General features: G+C 39.4%; 19 protein-coding genes. 10 read left to right on the forward strand and 9 right to left on the reverse strand.

Annotated elements, in window-relative coordinates; translation table 11 throughout:
* Positions 1-3: 3 nt before the first annotated feature.
* The 5 genes from ND855_RS03055 to ND855_RS03075 are packed head-to-tail and all read right to left on the reverse strand — an operon-like array spanning position 4 to position 5,267.
* Positions 4-555, reverse strand: a complete 552-nt coding sequence (locus ND855_RS03055; protein WP_265357147.1) for a hypothetical protein — start codon at positions 553-555, stop codon at positions 4-6.
* Entirely contained in the window at positions 530-2,176 is a 1,647-nt protein-coding gene (locus ND855_RS03060) for a VWA domain-containing protein (RefSeq protein ID WP_265357148.1), read from the reverse strand. Before ND855_RS03060 ends, ND855_RS03055 begins: the two co-directional genes overlap by 26 nt.
* Entirely contained in the window at positions 2,177-3,115 is a 939-nt protein-coding gene (locus ND855_RS03065) for a hypothetical protein (RefSeq protein WP_265357149.1), read from the reverse strand.
* Positions 3,112-4,689: an AAA family ATPase gene (locus tag ND855_RS03070; protein ID WP_265357150.1), complete on the reverse strand. Its 1,578-nt coding sequence runs from the start codon at positions 4,687-4,689 to the stop codon at positions 3,112-3,114. The genes ND855_RS03065 and ND855_RS03070 overlap by 4 nt, the downstream gene beginning before the upstream one ends.
* Positions 4,686-5,267 carry a hypothetical protein gene (locus ND855_RS03075; RefSeq protein WP_265357151.1) on the reverse strand — a complete coding sequence of 194 codons (582 nt, stop codon included), beginning with the start codon at positions 5,265-5,267 and terminating at the stop codon, positions 4,686-4,688. Before ND855_RS03075 ends, ND855_RS03070 begins: the two co-directional genes overlap by 4 nt.
* A gap of 73 nt (positions 5,268-5,340) precedes the next feature.
* On the opposite strand from ND855_RS03075, the gene ND855_RS03080 reads away from it, so the two are divergent.
* The 6 genes from ND855_RS03080 to ND855_RS03105 all read left to right on the forward strand — a co-directional run bounded on the left by ND855_RS03080 (position 5,341) and on the right by ND855_RS03105 (position 10,826).
* Positions 5,341-6,255, forward strand: a complete 915-nt coding sequence (locus ND855_RS03080) for a TIGR01777 family oxidoreductase (RefSeq protein WP_135593612.1) — start codon at positions 5,341-5,343, stop codon at positions 6,253-6,255.
* A gap of 63 nt (positions 6,256-6,318) precedes the next feature.
* Positions 6,319-6,723 carry a c-type cytochrome gene (locus tag ND855_RS03085; protein WP_135593610.1) on the forward strand — a complete coding sequence of 135 codons (405 nt, stop codon included), beginning with the start codon at positions 6,319-6,321 and terminating at the stop codon, positions 6,721-6,723.
* A gap of 50 nt (positions 6,724-6,773) precedes the next feature.
* A complete protein-coding gene (locus ND855_RS03090; RefSeq protein ID WP_100716549.1) occupies positions 6,774-6,995 on the forward strand; it encodes a hypothetical protein in 222 nt (73 codons plus the stop codon).
* Between the two features lie 42 nt (positions 6,996-7,037).
* A complete protein-coding gene (locus ND855_RS03095) occupies positions 7,038-7,388 on the forward strand; it encodes an STAS domain-containing protein (protein WP_165780345.1) in 351 nt (116 codons plus the stop codon).
* A 56-nt stretch (positions 7,389-7,444) separates the two neighbouring features.
* On the forward strand, positions 7,445-8,725 hold the full coding sequence (locus ND855_RS03100; RefSeq protein WP_265357152.1) for a citrate/2-methylcitrate synthase: 1,281 nt from the start codon (positions 7,445-7,447) through the stop codon (positions 8,723-8,725).
* Positions 8,726-8,762: 37 nt separating this feature from the next.
* Complete coding sequence (locus ND855_RS03105) at positions 8,763-10,826, forward strand: SpoIIE family protein phosphatase (RefSeq protein WP_407658731.1); 2,064 nt, start codon at positions 8,763-8,765, stop codon at positions 10,824-10,826.
* A 6-nt stretch (positions 10,827-10,832) separates the two neighbouring features.
* Here the strand turns inward: ND855_RS03105 and ND855_RS03110 are convergent, their stop codons facing one another.
* From ND855_RS03110 to ND855_RS03125, 4 genes are read right to left on the reverse strand one after another with little or no spacing between them, the layout of a single operon-like run.
* Positions 10,833-11,753 carry a TPM domain-containing protein gene (locus tag ND855_RS03110; RefSeq protein WP_135593606.1) on the reverse strand — a complete coding sequence of 307 codons (921 nt, stop codon included), beginning with the start codon at positions 11,751-11,753 and terminating at the stop codon, positions 10,833-10,835.
* Entirely contained in the window at positions 11,753-12,418 is a 666-nt protein-coding gene (locus ND855_RS03115) for a TPM domain-containing protein (protein WP_246838027.1), read from the reverse strand. The genes ND855_RS03110 and ND855_RS03115 overlap by 1 nt, the downstream gene beginning before the upstream one ends.
* A gap of 45 nt (positions 12,419-12,463) precedes the next feature.
* Positions 12,464-13,318, reverse strand: a complete 855-nt coding sequence (gene cyoE / locus ND855_RS03120) for a heme o synthase (protein WP_265357154.1) — start codon at positions 13,316-13,318, stop codon at positions 12,464-12,466.
* The gene (locus ND855_RS03125; protein ID WP_265357155.1) at positions 13,318-14,199 is read right to left on the reverse strand and encodes a COX15/CtaA family protein; all 882 of its coding nucleotides are present in this window, start codon (positions 14,197-14,199) and stop codon (positions 13,318-13,320) included. The genes cyoE and ND855_RS03125 overlap by 1 nt, the downstream gene beginning before the upstream one ends.
* Positions 14,200-14,493: 294 nt before the next feature.
* Here ND855_RS03125 and ND855_RS03130 point away from each other — a divergent pair, with 294 nt between their 5' ends.
* Genes ND855_RS03130 through ND855_RS03145 form a run of 4 tightly spaced genes read left to right on the forward strand, consistent with a single transcriptional unit; the run spans position 14,494 to position 18,676 of the window.
* Complete coding sequence (locus ND855_RS03130) at positions 14,494-15,330, forward strand: SCO family protein (RefSeq protein ID WP_108959406.1); 837 nt, start codon at positions 14,494-14,496, stop codon at positions 15,328-15,330.
* Entirely contained in the window at positions 15,331-16,293 is a 963-nt protein-coding gene (gene coxB, locus ND855_RS03135; RefSeq protein ID WP_265357156.1) for a cytochrome c oxidase subunit II, read from the forward strand. It begins immediately after the preceding gene.
* Positions 16,294-16,302: 9 nt separating this feature from the next.
* A complete protein-coding gene (gene ctaD / locus ND855_RS03140; protein ID WP_265357157.1) occupies positions 16,303-17,916 on the forward strand; it encodes a cytochrome c oxidase subunit I in 1,614 nt (537 codons plus the stop codon).
* A complete protein-coding gene (locus ND855_RS03145) occupies positions 17,903-18,676 on the forward strand; it encodes a cytochrome c oxidase subunit 3 family protein (RefSeq protein WP_100721107.1) in 774 nt (257 codons plus the stop codon). Before ctaD ends, ND855_RS03145 begins: the two co-directional genes overlap by 14 nt.
* The last annotated feature ends 4 nt before the right edge of the window (positions 18,677-18,680 follow it).

An 18,680-nucleotide genomic window follows, 5' to 3' on the forward strand; every position in this document is an offset into this window, starting at 1 on the left:
ACTTTATTCACGGTTGTACTTAGAGGCTGCTTCTTCCTCTTCTTTTTGTCTGAGTTGCCTTAAAATTTCTTTGGCTCTTTCTTGGGCTTTTTTCGTTTCCTCCAAAATTCGAACTCTCTCTCTGGAATCAATGGAACGATACCGATCCGTAAAGTATTCCTTTGTTTCATTTGCGGGGAGGATATGAATTACATCAAAGAAACTTCTGATCAGTTCTTCCGCTCGTTCAGCATCGGTTGTCCAAGTATGATAGTCTGGAACCAGTTCACATAATTTAGGTAAGGTGTTTGTAAGGTATTCGTAAAAAGATTGTAAGGTAAATTCAGGGATTTGTGATTCTTTATCATACAATACATTCGCCAATATGATGTGAATTGCCTTTAGATTGAGGTTGGTTATGGTATCAAATGATTTTGGGAACGGGAACAACTTACCTTGGTTCGTACGAGAGAAAAACACATCAAACCATAAAGCATCCAATGACACTGAAGATAAGTCTACTAAGTGGAAAGGTGTATTGAGAATTTGTTTAATGTAATGTCTGATTTCTAACATAATTTTTTTCTACGAAATCTTTGCTAAACTGAAGTAAATCTGTCCAATTTTGAATGGGATAAATGTCCCATCCACAATGTTCCAATTCTTTTACCACAGGATTATGGTTTGGTTGGTAAAGTTGTAAAACCATAGAACCTCCACCTTGCGCTTGTTCGAGTGCCTTCTTAACTATTGTCCTCGGATCCCTTGGGTAGTTTTGCGTGAACATCGTATCAATTCCATCATCGGAGATCACAAGGATATGCCTTTTCCGTTTAGGAGGTTCTTTGTATTCTTCTTCCAATAATTCTAGTGGAAAACAAGTTCCCCCTCCAAAATAACCTGTCAGTACTTTTAAAATTTCCTTTTCATTCTGAATGAATCCATCGGTGGTTAAAAATTCCCTTTCCCCTGACCATAAGGTAACTCTTACAGAACTACCTGTTTTCAGAGCAGACAGTGCGATAATAGCACCAGCCAATGTTAAGTAAGATAAATCTTGCTGCGGATTGGGCATTGATCCAGAACAGTCAACAAACAAGTCTAAGTCGATTGGGTTCACCTTGATTTCATTCGATGAGGTCTCACCATAAACATCTTCCACTGTTGTGTAACCAGGAATGATCACAGGACTTTTGATCGTAGATTCCAACCAATTGATTTTTTCAATTGGAGATCCAGGATCCCATAAATCATTTCCTTCTAGGATTTCTTCTTTTGCTCCAGGAGTTCTCCGTTCGGGAAATGGAACAAGGTATGGTAGTGCTTTATCTTTATAATATCGATATGTGATTTCCGAAATATCAGCTTCAATACCCATACTTTTACAAATGGTTGAATAATCAGAAGGAGAAAGTGAATTTTTGGAACCAGTGACTCCTTCTAATGGAAATAGTTCGGAAGAAATTTCTACATCTGATAAACCAGAAGGTGGACTCATCCCTTTCCCTGCATCAAGTGTGTCTAATAACGATTTTAACTGATTTGATTCAGATTCTTTTTCCCCTTCAAAAAAATAAGGGAAACAAATACTAGCAAAATCGAACATACCTTTTGACCAATCATTGGGGAAATTTCGAATCATACGAGAGACTAAAGCAGCGTCCGATTGGATTTGGTCACTTAACGTGCCTTCGGTGAGAGTTCCAGTGGGAAGTGCCCACAATAACTCATAAGTACGCATATAAAAATTCCAAAATGGATCCTTCTGTTTTCCTAACTTTAGGTATACTTCTTCCATTCTTAAATGATTTTGTCGTTTGAGATGGTCGTTGATAAACAAATCTTCGTAAATATTCACGATCATCGGAGTTAGGTGATTTAGCCTTGGCATGGCAACGTTCGATATATAAACAAGTTTTGCTTGGTCGGCCAAATCACCTGGGCAATACACATGGTGTCCGATTTCATGTCCTAAAATTTCCAATGCAAAATCTTCGAGATGATAGTTTTGGATTTGGTTCACAGAAAGTAAGACTCTATGGTCTTTTAAGCGAATGGCAGCAAAGGATGTAGTGAGTCCTTCTGTTTTTTCCTCTTCTTCTGAAAATAAAAATTTTGCAGGTGATAGTTTTACATAATCACTCCAAAGTTTGAGAGCTTCTTCCCATTTTGATTCCCAAACCTTGACAAAATCCACTTAGGTTCTCCCCAAATAGAATAAGTATAACTGATACGAATGTTTTAACGTGTAAAGAGCATAGGTTTCCGTTTCAAAGGTAGATGTGATTGAATTTGGATCCAATTTTTGTGCGAGGATTTGTTTCCAAACATTGGATACTGGAGAACTTGTGATGGTGGGTGACATTGGAGGTTCAATTGAGTACAAACTCGTTCCAAACTCATCAACAAATAGTTGGTACCAAGATTCCCCTGATGATACCAAGACGTTTCCAAGATTTGCATATAGTTTAGGAAGATTTGTGAAATTGCCACCTAACAAAGTGTATCCAGGTATGGAACGAAAGTGGAAATTTCCTTTTGGAGTTTGGTTTTGGGTTGATGGAACAAAGGGAGATTGGATCGAAGTCTCATCGATTCCGAGTATCTTTTTACATTCTGTTTTTAGATCATCACCTAGAAGTGGAAACAAAGATTGGATCACTTCACGGTATTCTGGTTTTCCACTCGCCCAATACAAAACAGCCAAAACAATTTTTAGTTCTTCCATGGTTTGTACTTTTGGAAGCAGTGAAAGTAATCGTTTTAAATATAATTCTTTTTTTCCATCTTCCACTTTTGAGATGGCATTCGAAAAATAAGGAATGAATAGGTTTGGGCTTTTTTTTAGGTTAGGGTGGCATTCTTTGATGACTTGGTAAAAAAAAGGTTCAAAGTTCCCCAGTCGTTGCAGAAACTGTTTTGAAAGGAGCCTAACAAATGTTTCAAAGAGAGATAAAATCACACCTTCTTCCCATTGCCAAACAAAATTGAAAAACAATGAGTCAAAAAAAAGGACTAAATGATGGGATACATCTTCCTCTGTGATTTGTGGGTTTAGTTTCCTTGCGGCAAAAATGATTTGATTACATACTTCCTTTTCTTTTTTTAAGGTATCCTTCCATGAAGTGGAGTTCATACATTCGATTCCGCCCACTTTAAATAATTTGTATACCTTTGGTGTAAATACTTTAAGTTTAATAAATCATCAAACATATGCCCGTATAACTTTCGTTGTTTGGATATTGATTCGATTTCTTTCTCAATTTCTACAAGTCTTTGTTTGGTTTCTTTTGCCGATAAACCTTCCAATCCCATTTCGAATGTTTCCGAAAGTTTGGCAATTTTATCGTTTTTATCTAAACCAAGTCGTTCGTATTCGCTGAGTGATAATGTAAATAATTTTCGAATCCAACTCACTCGATCACTGCGGTAAATTTGGTTATCTGCTTCTTCAAAAAAGGGTGAGTCTATATTTTGAACCAATTTATCATGTAAAACAAATGGTAATACGTGGCTTAGGTCATCGAGTGTTACTTCACGGAGTCCCCTAAAATAAGCGAGTGCCTTTGCATAATTGATACAAGTAAAGATGGCTCGTACACTCAGTCCATTTTTTGTTTGGGATCCGATGTCTTTGATTTTATCTTTTCCGGTTTCTAAAGAAGACAACCTGCTAAAATCAGTGGCACTTAGTTTTGCAGTGTCCTTGGTTTTGTATTCCAATTGTTCACCTGCATATTCCATAAATTCAAATTGAGAGGCAAAAAATTCCATCCGACGTCGAAGACCTGGTGGAAAGTTTACTTGTTTGATTTGTTCCCCAATGTTTTTCATTTCCTCTTCCGAAAAAATGATTTCTTTGGGTACGAGGGATTCGGGTTTATAACCTTCTTCAACCCTTTGGATGAGTTCTTTGATAAAGCGAGTGTTAAAGTGTGGAGCCTTTACTACTACATCAATCCTATCCTTTAGTGCTTCAATGACTTGGTAAGTACCACCACCTGCATCATCATTTGCAGTTAAATACCAAGCGGCATCAGGACATTCATAAATTTGGTCATAAATCTCAGCGTAGTTATCTCCCATGATTGTGAGTAGGGCAGACTGGGTCCTTGTGGGAATCCGATTGTATTCATCGATGATTTTTACTTGCATCCCAAGCCATTTTCGCCATGCAATTTTGATTTCATCCATTGATTTGGCTTGCATCATATCACTTGGAAGAGGGTTCCCTAATAGATCTGTAATTGTCATCTGTGGTTGGCCATGTTGAATGGCTCGTTTGATTTCTTTGATGGAATAACCAGCAAGAACTCCCATTAGAATTGCCGATGCAGTTTTTCCTCGCCCGGGTCCACCAACTAACAAACATTTTCCTTTTACGATCAGAGATAATAGAGGGAGTAAAACAAAACTCGAATAACTTTGTGCAGTTGGGAGTGTGATAGTGGATTTAGAATCACCAATCGAAAACCTTAATGGTGGTGTGTCATTGTATTCAATGTCATAAAACGGATTGATGATGGCAAAGTTTGTGATCCAAAAATATGCCTTCCTTAATTTTTCATCCAAATCAAGGTTTTGTGTATCCCCCTTTCCCAAAGGGATTGGACCATCTTCCAGAATGTCTGAGATATCGAATTTTTTCTCCTTACTCTTGTTTTGTGGGATGGTTGGTGATGCAGAAAGTTTATTTGGAGTCGAAGTCATCGTTTTTCCTTTAGAGTTACTTCTGCTAAACACCCGTTTTGTGATTCAATTTTGAATTCTGGAGTTAAGATGAAAATTTGATTGGGGTAGTTTTTTTCCATTTGAAACTTAGGAAGTTTGTCCAAAGGAATGGAAACTTGTTTTTTCCCTTTTTCTTGGAAAGGATATACAAATGCAATTTTATCTTTTGGCATTCGTAATTCTTTATCCACATTGATGCTCTCTCTTAGTAAAAAACGTAATGTGAAGGGAGGAATGGTTTCGCCTGGGCACGCTTCTACATCTAGGGATTGGAATGTTCTTGGTTGGAACACTTCTCCATCCCAAACATGGGAAAGTTTCATTTCTAAGAAAAAATCAAAATCGAGTGGCGAGTTTCGAATCTTTCTCCAAACTGTGGAAGGATTTTTGTCTAATAAAAGCGAAAGACCATTGGAAGCCGTGGCATCCTCAATACGAAATGGTGGATTTTCTTTGTAACCTTCTATCTTTTTGTTTGTTCCGGAAACTAAAAAGTAATTTCCAAACAATACAAATACAATGGCAGAGAAAATTGGGATTACGATTACAGGTCTCATAGAAAGAAAAAATGATACTGAATGCGAAAATGGGCTACTTCTTTTTTTATTTACACCAACTGTTGGAGTCTTTATGAAAATAGGAATTTTAGGTGGAACGGGCCTGATTGGAACGTCATTCATCACCACAGCGATCAAAAACGGCCATCAATTTCGTGTTTTTTCTCGTCAGAAATCCATTCCCAAATCTCTTTCCTCAATCTCTGGCATAGAATTTGTAACTTGCATTCTTCCCCAATCTTCCGATTTAGAGGGGCTTGATGCCATCATCAATTTAGTTGGCGAGCCGATTGCGGGCGTTAGGTGGACTGAAGAAAGAAAACAGTTAATCAGTACTTCGAGAATCGAATTCACTCGAGGGCTAGTTGCTCGTATCTTAGATTTAAAACAACCACCCAAAGTTTTTTTGAATGCAAGTGCAGTTGGTTATTATGGAATGTCTGAGTCCGAACACCTTGCGTACACAGAAACCTCACCACCGGGAGATGATTTTTTAGCAAAACTCTGTGTTGAATGGGAAAACCAAACAAATCCTCTGAAAGTGAATGGAATCCGCACGGTTTTACTCCGAACAGGGATTGTACTTTCTCCAAAAGGTGGTGCATTGGAAAAGATGATTCCGCCATTTCTTCTTGGAGTAGGAGGTGCGATTGCTTCTGGACAACAAGGTATGAGTTGGATTCATATATCCGATTTTATCAAAGCAACGATTCACCTAATGACAAATGAACAAACAAATGGAGCTTATAATTTAGTTTCTCCCAACCCCACAAGTAATGCAGAGTTTTCCAAACAATTGGCAAAAACTTTAAAACGCCCAAATCTTTTTAAGGTACCTAGTTTCGCTATACAAGCGTTATTTGGAGAAGGCAGTGTCGTTGTGACAAAAGGGCAGTATGTAGTGCCTGAACGATTGTTACAATCGGGATATGAGTTTCAGTTTCAAAATTTAGATGCGGCACTCTCAAATCTTTTAGAAAAAAACTGATTTCTTCTTTTCAAAAGATGAGAAGGGCAGGAGACTGGAGCCATCCTTATCTCGGAGTAAGAAATGAACTCAAAAAAAGTATTAGTCTCTCTACTCGCTGTCTCCTTCGCATTTGTGATGGTGGCTTGTGGCGACTCCAAACCAAAAGAAGAAGCACCTGCAGTGCAAGAAACCAGTGCCAGTGCTGATCCTGATTTAGCGAAAGGGGAAGAACTTTACCTCCAAAACTGTTCTTCTTGCCATGGTGAAAAAGGGGCTGGTGACGGAGCTGCTGCAGCTGCACTCAATCCAAAACCACGTAACTACAAAGCTCCAGCTGCTGAGTGGAAAAATGGAAACACAATCGCAGGAATCACTAAAACTTTGAAAGAAGGAATCAAAGGATCTCCAATGGTAGCTTATGGCCATTTGGGTGATGACAATGTCAAAATCCTTGCAAAATACGTAGAACACCTTTCTAAAAATTAAATTGCCTTATTTCGGTTCCGTTTTTTTGGCGGAACCGAAATCCTTCCTATATGAGCCAAATCGTTAAAAAAGCTGACCGACCCACTTGTGATTGTGGAACCACTCGCGAGGATGAAAACGCGCGTAAGGTTGTGAAATATTCAACTTGGGGACTGATCGCCATGGGACTTGTCGGGATATCTGCTACACCTACAGACGTCTACTTTGTTTGCCGTAAATGCAAACAACCCTTCGGTCGATTGACAAAAGAAGAAAGAAAATCGAAATCCTAATTTTTGTTGACCCGCGTTCTTAGTGGAATTCCCTGGAGGCTAATGATGGAAGAGTTTAAGATTCGATTGGGTTTTGAGAATGGTGGAAACCTCCCTGTGATCCACATTTCTGGCGAAATCACATCCGAAGCGGAAGAAGAAATTGTGCAATCTTACGAATCGATTCCACAAGACAAACGCACACGAGTGATCCTCAACTTTTCCGAAACCTCGTACATCAACTCAGCTGGCATCGCCACTCTCATCAGTCTCATTACAAAATCTTCTGAGAACCAAGGTAAAATTGAATTCGCAGGTCTCAACACCCACTTTCGAAAGGTGATGGACATTGTGGGTTTAACTGATTTTGTTCTCATCCACGATTCTCTCAATTCTGCACTCGCCCAAGTGTAAATTCTTCTAGATTCCTAACTTACGTTTGGTAAGATAGGAGGGAGAGAGGTCTTTTCATGAGTGAAGTGGAAATCCACATCAAAGGCAAAACATATAAACTTCCAGTGATTACTGGTACTGATGGAAAAGAAGGTATCGACCTTACTGACTTTTACCGAAAAACAGGGCTTGTCACTGTAGACCCTGGTCTTTTTAATACTGCCCTTGGTTTATCAAAGGTTTCTAGAAGGGATCCCGAAAAAGGGGAACTCACTTACCGCGGATATGACTTAAAAGAATTAGCATACCAATCTACTTTTGTTGAAACTTCATTTTTATTAATTTATGGAAATCTTCCCACAAAACAAGAGTTAAATGACTTTTCGGGTCGCCTCTCCAAACACTCTATGATCCATGAAGATATGTTAAATCTATTCGATGGATTTCCAGGTGTAGCTAACCCTCTTGCTGTTCTATCTGTGATGGTAACTTCTTTATCGAGTTATTACTTAGAAGAATACGAAGAAAAATTAGATATGGGTGTGGATTTGATTGCACGTTTACTTGCTAAAATTCGTACCATTGCTGCTTTTACTTACAAACACGCAGTGGGACATCCTTTTGTATACCCACTCGATAAAAATCCATATTGCACAAACTTCTTGTATATGATGCACAAACTCCCAGCAGACAATTATAATGTCCCTGAAGAATTTGATCGAATCCTAAACCAAATGTGGATTCTACATGCAGATCACGAACAAAATGTATCCAATACCGCCGTACAAGTAGTAGGTTCCACACAAGCGAATCTCTTTGCATCTATCTCTGCAGGGATTATGGCACAATGGGGGGCAAGGGAAGGGGGAAGACCTACTGCTGCGATTGGTCTTATAGAAGACATTATCAAAACAAAAACTCCTGTTAAAGATTATTTTGAAAGGTTCAAACGGGGAGGACTCACCATCCGTACGAATGGATTTGGACAAAAGGCTTATGATGTGGTAAGTCCTAGGGCACAGGTCGCAAGAGAGATCATCAAAGAATTTTACAAAAACCGCAAACTCAGTGCGGTAGAAGACATTGCTTTACAAATTGATGAAGTTGTCTGGAACGATTCTTATTTTATGGAAAATCTTTTGTACCCGAATTTAGAATACTATTCAGGATTAGTGTTCCATACATTGGGAATCCCAAAAAATATGTTTTCTGTCATGCAAGTGATTGGAAGGCTTCCAGGTTGGCTTGCTCATTGGAGAGAACAAAGGATGAAAGGAGATTTCTCAAAAGTTCGTCCAAAACAAATATATGTGGGCGAAAACCAAAGAAAGTACATTCCAATCGCCAACCGTCTCTAAGGGGAATCGGGACCAAGTGAAACTTCATCTCCGTTGGATGGGATTCCTTTGGAGTTTGGTACTTTTGTCATGTTCTATGACAGAAGTACCTCCTACTGCTTCGAAAGGCCATCTAACGGCCGATACCTATTTATCTCAATCTCACAAAACCATTCAACTCACAGGGGAGTGGGAATATTACCCAGGGTTATTATTTTCCCCTTCGGAACTGCCAGAACTTAAGTCCATCCGAGAACCTCATTATTTTAAGGTGCCTGGAGTTTGGACAAAGTCATTTCTCGACAAAGGATTTTTAGCGGGAGATGGGTATGCTACCTTTCAATTGGAAATGGTTCATGGTCTAAAAGGAATTCCATTGTCTATTAAGGTGCCTGAGATGGAATCCGCTTATACATTGTTTGTTGATGGTGAACGATTATCATCTAATGGATTTGTTTCTACATCTTACCAAACGGGAATACCTGAATACAGACCACAAATAATCGACTTTATCCCGAAAGAAAATCAAACATCCTTTTTAATCCAAATTTCAAATTACCATCATAGAAAAGGTGGCCCGGCACAAGTCATCACATTGGGTAGAACCTCAGACATTCACAAACAATATGAATTTGAAATCCTTAGAGACATGTTACTCGTCGGAAGCATCCTGTTTATGGGGTTGTATCATATTTTCCTCTATTGGAATCGCAAAAAAGATCCATTTACCTATTGGTTTGCTCTCACTTGTATCCTTGTTGCCTTACGTGTATTCATCACCGGAAACAAATACCTAGTCCAAATGTATCCAAACCTTCCTTGGGAAATTCACTTAAAACTCAGTTATTTAAGTTTTTTCTTTATCACTCCTATATTTGCAAAGTATGTTTATTTGTTATTTAAACCATATTATTCGAGAAGAGTATATGAACTCCTTAAATACTTAGGGTTTGCCTTTTGTTTCATTGTCCTTGTTACACGTTCTTCGTTTTACACATATTTAATGGTCCCTTTCCAGATATTTACATTATTTGGAGCATTATATACTGTTTTGGTTTTAACAAGAGCTATACGAGATTCGTTACCAGGTTCTGTTATATTTCTTTTTAGTTTTTTGGTTTTTGTGGCTAGTTTTGTAAACGATATACTAGTAAACAATCTCATCATTAGTTCTCCGCTCACAATCCACTTCGGGATATTTATGATGTTTTTCGTACAATCGATTTACATAGCCCGAAATTTTTCAAAGGGATTTGTGGATGCAGAAAACCTTGCAATTGAATTATCAGAAAAAAACCAAACACTACAAAAAGTACAAAACCAAATCACGATTTTAAATGAACGTTTAGAAACGAGAGTCAAAGACAAAACCATCGAATTACAAAGTAAGTTGGACCAAATCACAAAGGATATGAAACTTGCAAAGTCCATTATCCAAAGTGTTACAAAAGTTCCTGATATGGAACCATACATCAAAGTGGACATTTTGTACAAACCAACTGCTGATGTAGGTGGGGATATTTTCTTTGTCAAAAGAATTCAAGATTTTTATTATCGATTCTTTTTGGGAGATGCAACGGGTCATGGTTTACAAGCGGCATTGTATTCGATGATGATCCAATCAGAGTTTGAAAGGGTTTCTGCTGTTGCGATGCGTCCTAACGATCTTTTGTTTTATATGAATCAACATTTTTATGATAAAAATGCTGATTTACAAATTTATTTTCCTGCACTTGTGATGGATTTTGATTTCCATCAGAGTATCCTCCGTTATGCGGGAGGTGGTGTACAAAACCAAATCATTCTAAGAAAAAATGCAGATCCCATTATATTGGAAAATACAGGTCCAATCATTGGTATTTTGGAACACTACCGATACGGCATTTTTGAAACAAAAGTGGAGTCAGGGGATCGAATTTTTTTATTTACCGACGGTTTGTTTGAAGAATTAAACGAAGCTGATGGTATGGAAGCATGGGATGATTTATTGTCCATGATCCAAAGTACGAGTGACTTACCTTTCCAGGAAGTCATCTCGTCCATTCAAACTATGTTGTATCAGAAAATGAATAAATCGAGTTGGAAAGATGATTCCACATTGATTTTTATTGAAATCACCTAATTAAAGTTACCAGTCTCCGGAAGAACCACCACCTGCGGAATCTCCACCTCCACCCGACCAACTGTCACTCGAATCACTCGAAGACCAGGAATCACCACCAGATGACCAACCTCCGTAATATCCACCACCGCTGGATCCGCCACCACCTACGTTGGATGCAAATTTACGCCTGAGGTACATAACTAGGATAAATAAAACAATGGCAACTATGAGACCGAATGTACTTCCAAGGAATAGGAATAAAAACGGTACCATCGATAGTAATCCAATGATGGTGAAGATCACACCGCCAAAAGATGGGATGAATATAGAAATTAAAGTGAAAATTCCTCCCACAATGCCAGAAGGAATTACATCAGAAGTGGTTTGCCTTCCTGAAGTTTGGACATCATCCTCACTCGGTGCATACTCCCCACGTATGGCTGCCATAATTGCATTCACACCAGCGGTAACTCCACCATCCATATCACCAGATTTAAAACTGGGACGAAGTTCATTTCGGATGATTTGTTTTGCTTGTAAGTCTGTGAGTGCACCTTCAAGTCCTCGGCCAACTGCAATCCTCATTTTGCGTTCGTTAGGTGCAATGATCAGGAGAACTCCATTGTTTTTCGATTTTTGGCCTAATTTCCATTCGTCGAAAATTTCATTGGCAACTTCTTCGATGGTTTCATCGTGAAGGCTCGGTGTTGTATAAACTGCAATTTGGTTACTTGTCTCTGCTTCAAATTGTTTTAAATTTGATTCCAATTGGTCAACAGTGGCTTGTGATAAAATGCCAGCATGGTCCATTACCCTTCTTTCCAATTTTGGAACTGGGTAACTGAAAGTAACAACTGGGAATGAACACAACAATACAAAACTAAAAATGCGGAATCGATTCAACGTTTGGCGACTTGTGTAAAAAAAATTTGTTTTGGATTCCATCACATCAAATTCCCACCATCACGGATTTCATTGGAAATTTCGTTTTTATCATCTTTTTCGATTTTGATATTATATTTTTTTAGTAAATCGCCACAGAAGAGAATACTAGAAACAATTCCTTCTTTCTTTTTTCCAGATTTCATTCCTTCGATAATGAGTCTTACCGCTTCATTCCATTCTGATTTCGGAACAACTCTTGCGATTTCTTTATCGGGATACACTCGTACAAAATGTTCATAAAGGGAAATATAAATGAGAATTCCAGTTCGATTTTTGGTTCGAAAAACTTCCTCATCCAAAAAAGCTTCCTTTGCCCTTAACTCAACGAAGTATTGTTTCGAATTTTTGGGAACTAGTAGGAATCGAAGTTTAGGAAAGAATGTGAAAACGCCGAGCCCAATGATAGCTCCTACCCAAACGGAAAGAATCGCAAACATGGATTCATTTCCCCATACCAGGCCGTAAACATTTTGAGCAGTATAAAAACTAATGCCTGTTATGCCGCCAGTTAAAAAAGCACCAAACCATGACCACTCTTTGTAGTGATGGGAGGATTCAGCAAAAAATGGAACAATTTCAGCTGAAGTTTTTGATTCTGCTTCGCCAACAGCGGATTTGATTTCATCTAAATCTGATTTTGAGAAATAACGCGCAAGTACACTCATGGGCAAAAGGAAAACAGAGTTCCCTGCCCAAATCAATCAAAAAACCTAAATTTTAGAATCGATTACGATGACAATGCTCACCAGAAATAAGTGTAAAATACTAAAAAAGAAAAAACGTTTTGCAAGGCCTTTGTCCATGGATTGTTTCAATCGGAAGGCAAATGTAAGGATGAGAATAGTGAGTACGATGGCAGACAATAAAAACAAATACCCCATTCGATCATCGACAAAATAAAACCCAATGACCGAAACTGAGTAGGCGATCGCATAGATAAAAATTTGATTCACTGTCTTTTGAATACCAGAAACGACAGGCATCATAGGAATGCCCGCAAATTCATAATCATCTTTTAGAAAAATGGCAAGGGCCCAAAAATGAGCAGGGGTCCACAGGAAAATCATAAGGAACATGATCCACGCTTGGATGGGCAGTGCATTTGCCATCGCTGCATATCCGATGAGTGGTCCAATACAACCTGAGATCCCACCAATTACAATATTTTGTTCTGTTCTTGGTTTTAACCAAATTGTATATAAAAACACATACAATAATAACGCTGAAAGGGCACAAACGGCCGTTAGAAGGTTAACGAAATAAGTTAAGATCACAAAGGCGACGATCGCAACAAAAATCCCAAGTAATAATGCATTTGTGGGAGAAATTTCACCTGCAGGGATTGGTCTTTGTTTCGTTCTATACATGATCGCATCTCTTTCTCTCTCAATGTATTGATTGAGGATAAAGGAAGCAGAACTCATTAAGTAGGTTCCAAATAAAGTAATCAGAATGGCGCTAAAACTAGGGTACCCCGTTGTTCCGAGATACATTCCCGGTAGTACTGTGGCCAGTACAAGGACTGTTACTCTCGGTTTTGTCAGTTGGTTCCACAAACGGAACATCAAAGGGCCTCTTCTTTATAGGTTCTAAAATGATAAAAAGATGCGATGAAACAACATAAAAAGACAAGGACTCCATTGAGTGTATGGAGGCCAGTGATCAATTTTGGCAAATGATATAATACATTCATCGCACCTAAAAAGATTTGGATCGATACTAAATAAGACGCTAGTTTTAAGAACTGTTTCACTCTTGGGTTTTCTAACGTGAGGATACCATACGCAGATAAAGAAAGCACAAGTAATGCCGTTAGATAACCAAATAGGCGATGTTCCATATGGAATCTGATCGTTCCTACCATTTCTGGGAACCACTCTCCATGGCATGTAGGAAAGTCTGGGCAAGCTAAACCTGCGTAATGAGAACTTACTTTTCCACCTAAAAATAATTGGTACAACACAACAATGAGTACAATCGCAAAATAGTATTTCCCACTTTTGTTTGTATCAAAGATTGAATTTTTTGCTTCTGGAATCAACAATCGTATCGTTAGACAAGATGATAACAAAAGGACTGCATTGAGTAAGTGTAGATTAACCGTTGTTGGGTGAAGGAGCTTTGTGACGGTTAATCCACCGAGAATGACTTGTGAAATGAGAAAGAGGAGTGAGAGTACTGCAGGAATTCCTAATCGTTTTCTTGTTTCTGGATTTTTTAGAATCCATACAAACCCAATCCCAACAAGGATTCCTAAAATCCCTGAGTAATACCGATGCCCTACTTCCATAAAAATCTGGAATGTAAACTCTGGGACAATTTTCCCATGGCATAAAGGCCAATCAGGGCATGCGAGTCCAGAATCTGTAGCCCGAACCAGGGGACCATAGAGTAAATTGAGAAGGATCATTGCGGAAAGGATGGTGTAAAAACGTTTGAGTGTCATACGTCTATCTGTTTCCTCCAGGTTTTGTGATCTGGATTTGGGGAAAATAAAATTAATCTTGCATCTTTTAAAAATTGTTGGATAAAAAGAGCAGTTTTTCGTATAGACTATATCAGGTAAGATTATGCAAAACAAAGACCTTTACAACAAGGGTGGCTATTGGACTTTCCTTGTCACACTCGTACTCAACATTCTATTCTTCGTGTACATTTCCTTCATTCATCCGGGAACGCCGGAGAACCCAGGAATGTCGAACCCTAGCTCTCAATCCAAATAGGGTAACAACCAAATTACGTGAACATCCGTCTTCTCATTTGTATCTGTATTCTCGTTTCCTTTGGGTCTGTGTCTGCTTATGACCCTCACTCAAACTTAACAAGGGAAAACAAACTCCCTAAAGAATTAGAAAACATTGGATTTTCGGATGTCACGGGCAAAACCCTCAAGCTAGACATTCCCTTTCGTGATGAACAAGGAAAAGAAGTTCTTTTTTCCGATTTTCTCTCACAAGGGAAACCTGTCCTTCTCTCTCCTGTTTACTTCAAATGCCCAACTTTATGTAATTTCCACCTCAATGGTGTGTTCAAAAGTTTAAAGGACCTTGATTGGACTTTGGGAAAAGAATACCAATACATTGCGGTATCCATTGACCCGAAGGAAAATGAAGCTGTATCCTTTCCAAAAAAAGGTGCTTATTTGAAGGATTACGATAGGGTAGGAGCAGAAACGGGTCTCCACTTACTCACGGGCACACAGGAATCCATTGATGCACTCACAAAACAATTGGATTTCCGATACGCGTGGGACGCAGAAGCAAAACAATACATTCATGCCAGTGGTGTCTATGTTTTGACTCCTGATGGGAGAGTGTCTCGTATCTTCCAAGGCATCCAACTCGAACCTAGGGATTTAAAATTTGCCTTCGTTGAGGCATCTTCAGGTAAGATTGGGAGTTTTGTAGATAAGTTTGCTTTATTTTGCTTTCAATTTGATCCTAGAAAAAATAAATATACGATATACGCATACAGGATGATGCAATTCGGGGGGGCGGTCACCTTACTCCTTCTCGGTGCGTTTTTATACATAAACTGGCGAAAAATAACAAATAACAACCGTCAAGGAGTCACATAGATGTCTTGGAGCAGTCTCATTCCAGCGACCTCGTTCATGCCTATCCAGGCCACTGAAATCGCAAAAGAAGTCGATCTTCTCTATGCGTTTCTGATCATTGCAAGCCTTGTTTCGTTTGTCATCTTGATTGGTGGAATGACATGGTTCCTCATCAAGTTCAAACGTACAAGCTTAGACCAGAAATCAGCATACATTACTCACAATAATTTTGCAGAGTTTCTTTGGTCTTTTATCCCTCTCGTCATCATGATGGGAATTTTCTACTGGGGGATGGTGATTTTCGAAAAATTGAGAACCCCACCAGAAGACATTGCGGCCGAGATTCATGTGACTGCAGAGCAGTGGGCATGGACTTACCGTTATGCTAATGGAAAAGAGTTCTATAGCTCTGGAAACGATCCAATGATTGTGCCAGCTGGCAAAGCAACCAAACTCATCCTCACTTCAAAAGATGTGATCCATAGTTTTTATGTTCCAGCATTCCGAACCAAACAAGATGCGGTTCCAGGAAAACTCACACAACTATGGTTTGAGCCAAAACAACCAGGGGAATACATCGTATTCTGCACAGAGTACTGTGGAACCAAACACTCTGGAATGATGATCAAAATCAAAGCCATTCCTTCTGAAGAATATGCTGCATGGTACCACGCTGAGAAAAAAGGCGCTGACACTCCTGCTGATCTCGGTAAGGTTTTGTTTGCACAAAAAGCTTGTGCTTCTTGCCATTCACTTGACGGATCAAGAATTGTCGGACCAACGATGAAAGGTCTTTTTGGATCCAACAGAAAGTTTGCTGATGGAAGCCAAACTAAGGCTGATGAAAATTACCTTCGTGAATCCATCCTTGTATCGTCTGCAAAGATTGTAGAAGGGTATCCACCTGCGATGCCGGTATTCCAAGGCCAATTGTCTGATGAAGACGTTGCCAACTTAATTGAATATATCAAATCCATTAAATAAGGAAGAGAGATGAGTTCAGCACATACAAAAACCGAACATGGTCACACTGACCATAATTACCTGAACCACGGATCTGGAATCTGGTCTTGGATGACCACTCTAGACCACAAACGCATTGGACTGATGTACTTTGCAACGGTTGCTACCCTTTTCTTAATTGGTGGTTTCTTTGCATTGGGAATTCGTCTGCACTTAGCGAAGTTTGGTGCAGAACCATTATTGTCTCCAGATACTTATAACAAGTTTATGACCTTCCATGGTGCCATTATGGTATTTATGGTGATCATTCCTGGAATTCCTGCTTTCCTTGGAAACTTTGTCCTACCGATCCAATTGGGTGCTAAAGACGTTGCTTTCCCTAGGCTCAACCTTGCATCCTACTACATTTTCATTGCAGGAGCGGCACTTGCAGCTTCTTCCATGATCTTCAACCAAGTGGATACAGGATGGACATTTTACACTCCTTACTCGACTGCAAAAACATCAAATGGTGTGATTTTGTTAGTGATGGGAGCGTTTACTATGGGATTTTCTTCCATCTTAACGGGATTAAACTTCATTGTAACCACTCATAAACTCCGAGCACCTGGAATGACCATGGACCGAATCCCACTCATGATTTGGGCATTGTATTCCACTTCCATCATCCAAATCTTGGCAACTCCAATCCTTGCAATCACTCTTCTCCTCATAGGAGCTGAGAAAACTCTTGGAGTGGGAATTTTTGATCCAGATCTTGGTGGAGACCCAGTTCTTTTCCAACACTTCTTCTGGTTCTACTCCCACCCAGCTGTGTACATTATGATCTTACCTGCGATGGGTGTGATTTCTGAACTCATCACTGCGTTCTCTAAAAAAACAATTTTTGGTTACCGAGCGATTGCGTATTCATCAGTAGCAATTGCAGCGGTATCTTTCCTTGTTTGGGGACACCACATGTTTGTGTCTGGTCAGTCAACTCTTGCTGGTATTGTCTTCTCCATCATCACTATGTTTGTTGGGGTTCCAACAGCCATCAAACTCTTCAACTGGATTTCTACAATGTATCGCGGAACAGTGACTTTCGAAGCGCCAATGCTCTTCGCTCTTGGTTTTATGTTCCTCTTTACGATTGGTGGATTGACAGGAGTTTTCCTTGCTTCCACAGGTATGGACGTTCACTTCCATGACACATATTTTGTTGTAGCTCACTTCCACTATGTAATGGTAGGGGGAACGCTTATGGCACTTATGGGCGGTATCTATTACTGGTTCCCTAAAATGTTTGGAAGGATGACTTCTGACCTTGGTGGACGAATCTCTTGGGTTCTCATCTTCACTGGATTTAACGTAACTTTTTTCCCACAATTCGTACTCGGAGCGATGGGAATGCCAAGACGTTATTTTGACTACCTCCCTGAATACACAAACCTGAACCAAATCTCCACTGTGGGATCTTGGCTCATTGGTCTCGGATTTTTGGTAGGACTCATCACCATCATTCATGGAATCTTCAAAGGGGAAAAAGCGTCTGATAACCCTTGGGGTGCAAAAACACTCGAATGGCAAACGTCTTCTCCTCCTCCACACGAAAACTTTACTACAACTCCAACAGTAACTGCAGGGCCATATGACTTCCGTTAGTTCTTCAAGTGAATTTCACCACCAACACCATTTTAAGAGTGCAGACCACCAGTATGCTTCTTCCAAACAAGGAATATGGTTATTCCTTTGCACAGAGATCCTTATGTTTGGAGGCCTATTCGTAGGTTACCTTATCTACCATTCTTTGTATCCTACTGTTTTTAAAAACGGTTCCGAAACATTAGATTGGAAAATGGGTGCAGTTAACACTGTTGTGTTACTTGTGAGTTCGTTCACAATGGCAGCAGCCATTAATTATGTGCAACGTGGTCTTCATAAAATTGCTGCGATTATGCTTGCGTTAACAATCGCATGTGCAGCAGCCTTTATGGTCATTAAATACTTCGAATATAGCCATAAGTTCCATGTTGGAACTGTTCCCGGCAAATTTTCGTTAGTTGACCCTTCTTGTGCAGCAGGTGGAAAACGAGCAACTTGTGAATCAAAAATTGCCGCTCTCCTCAAAAATCCTGCAGAACTTGAAAAAAACCATGTAAGTGCGGAAGAAGTCACTCGCTTAAAAGCTGTGATCTCCCAACCTAAATGGGAAATGTTCTACGGTTTTTACTTTGTGATGACTGGTCTTCACGGGATCCACGTAGTAGCGGGAGCTCTTCTTATCTTCTGGATTTTCATCAAAACTCTAAGAAGAAAAGTTGGACCTGAATATTACACTCCTGTTGAAGGTGTAGGTCTATTTTGGCACGTAGTGGACTTGGTATGGATTTACCTCTTCCCACTTCTATACTTGGTAGGATAAAAGG

Source organism: Leptospira paudalimensis, from assembly GCF_026151345.1.
GTDB lineage: Bacteria > Spirochaetota > Leptospiria > Leptospirales > Leptospiraceae > Leptospira_A > Leptospira_A paudalimensis.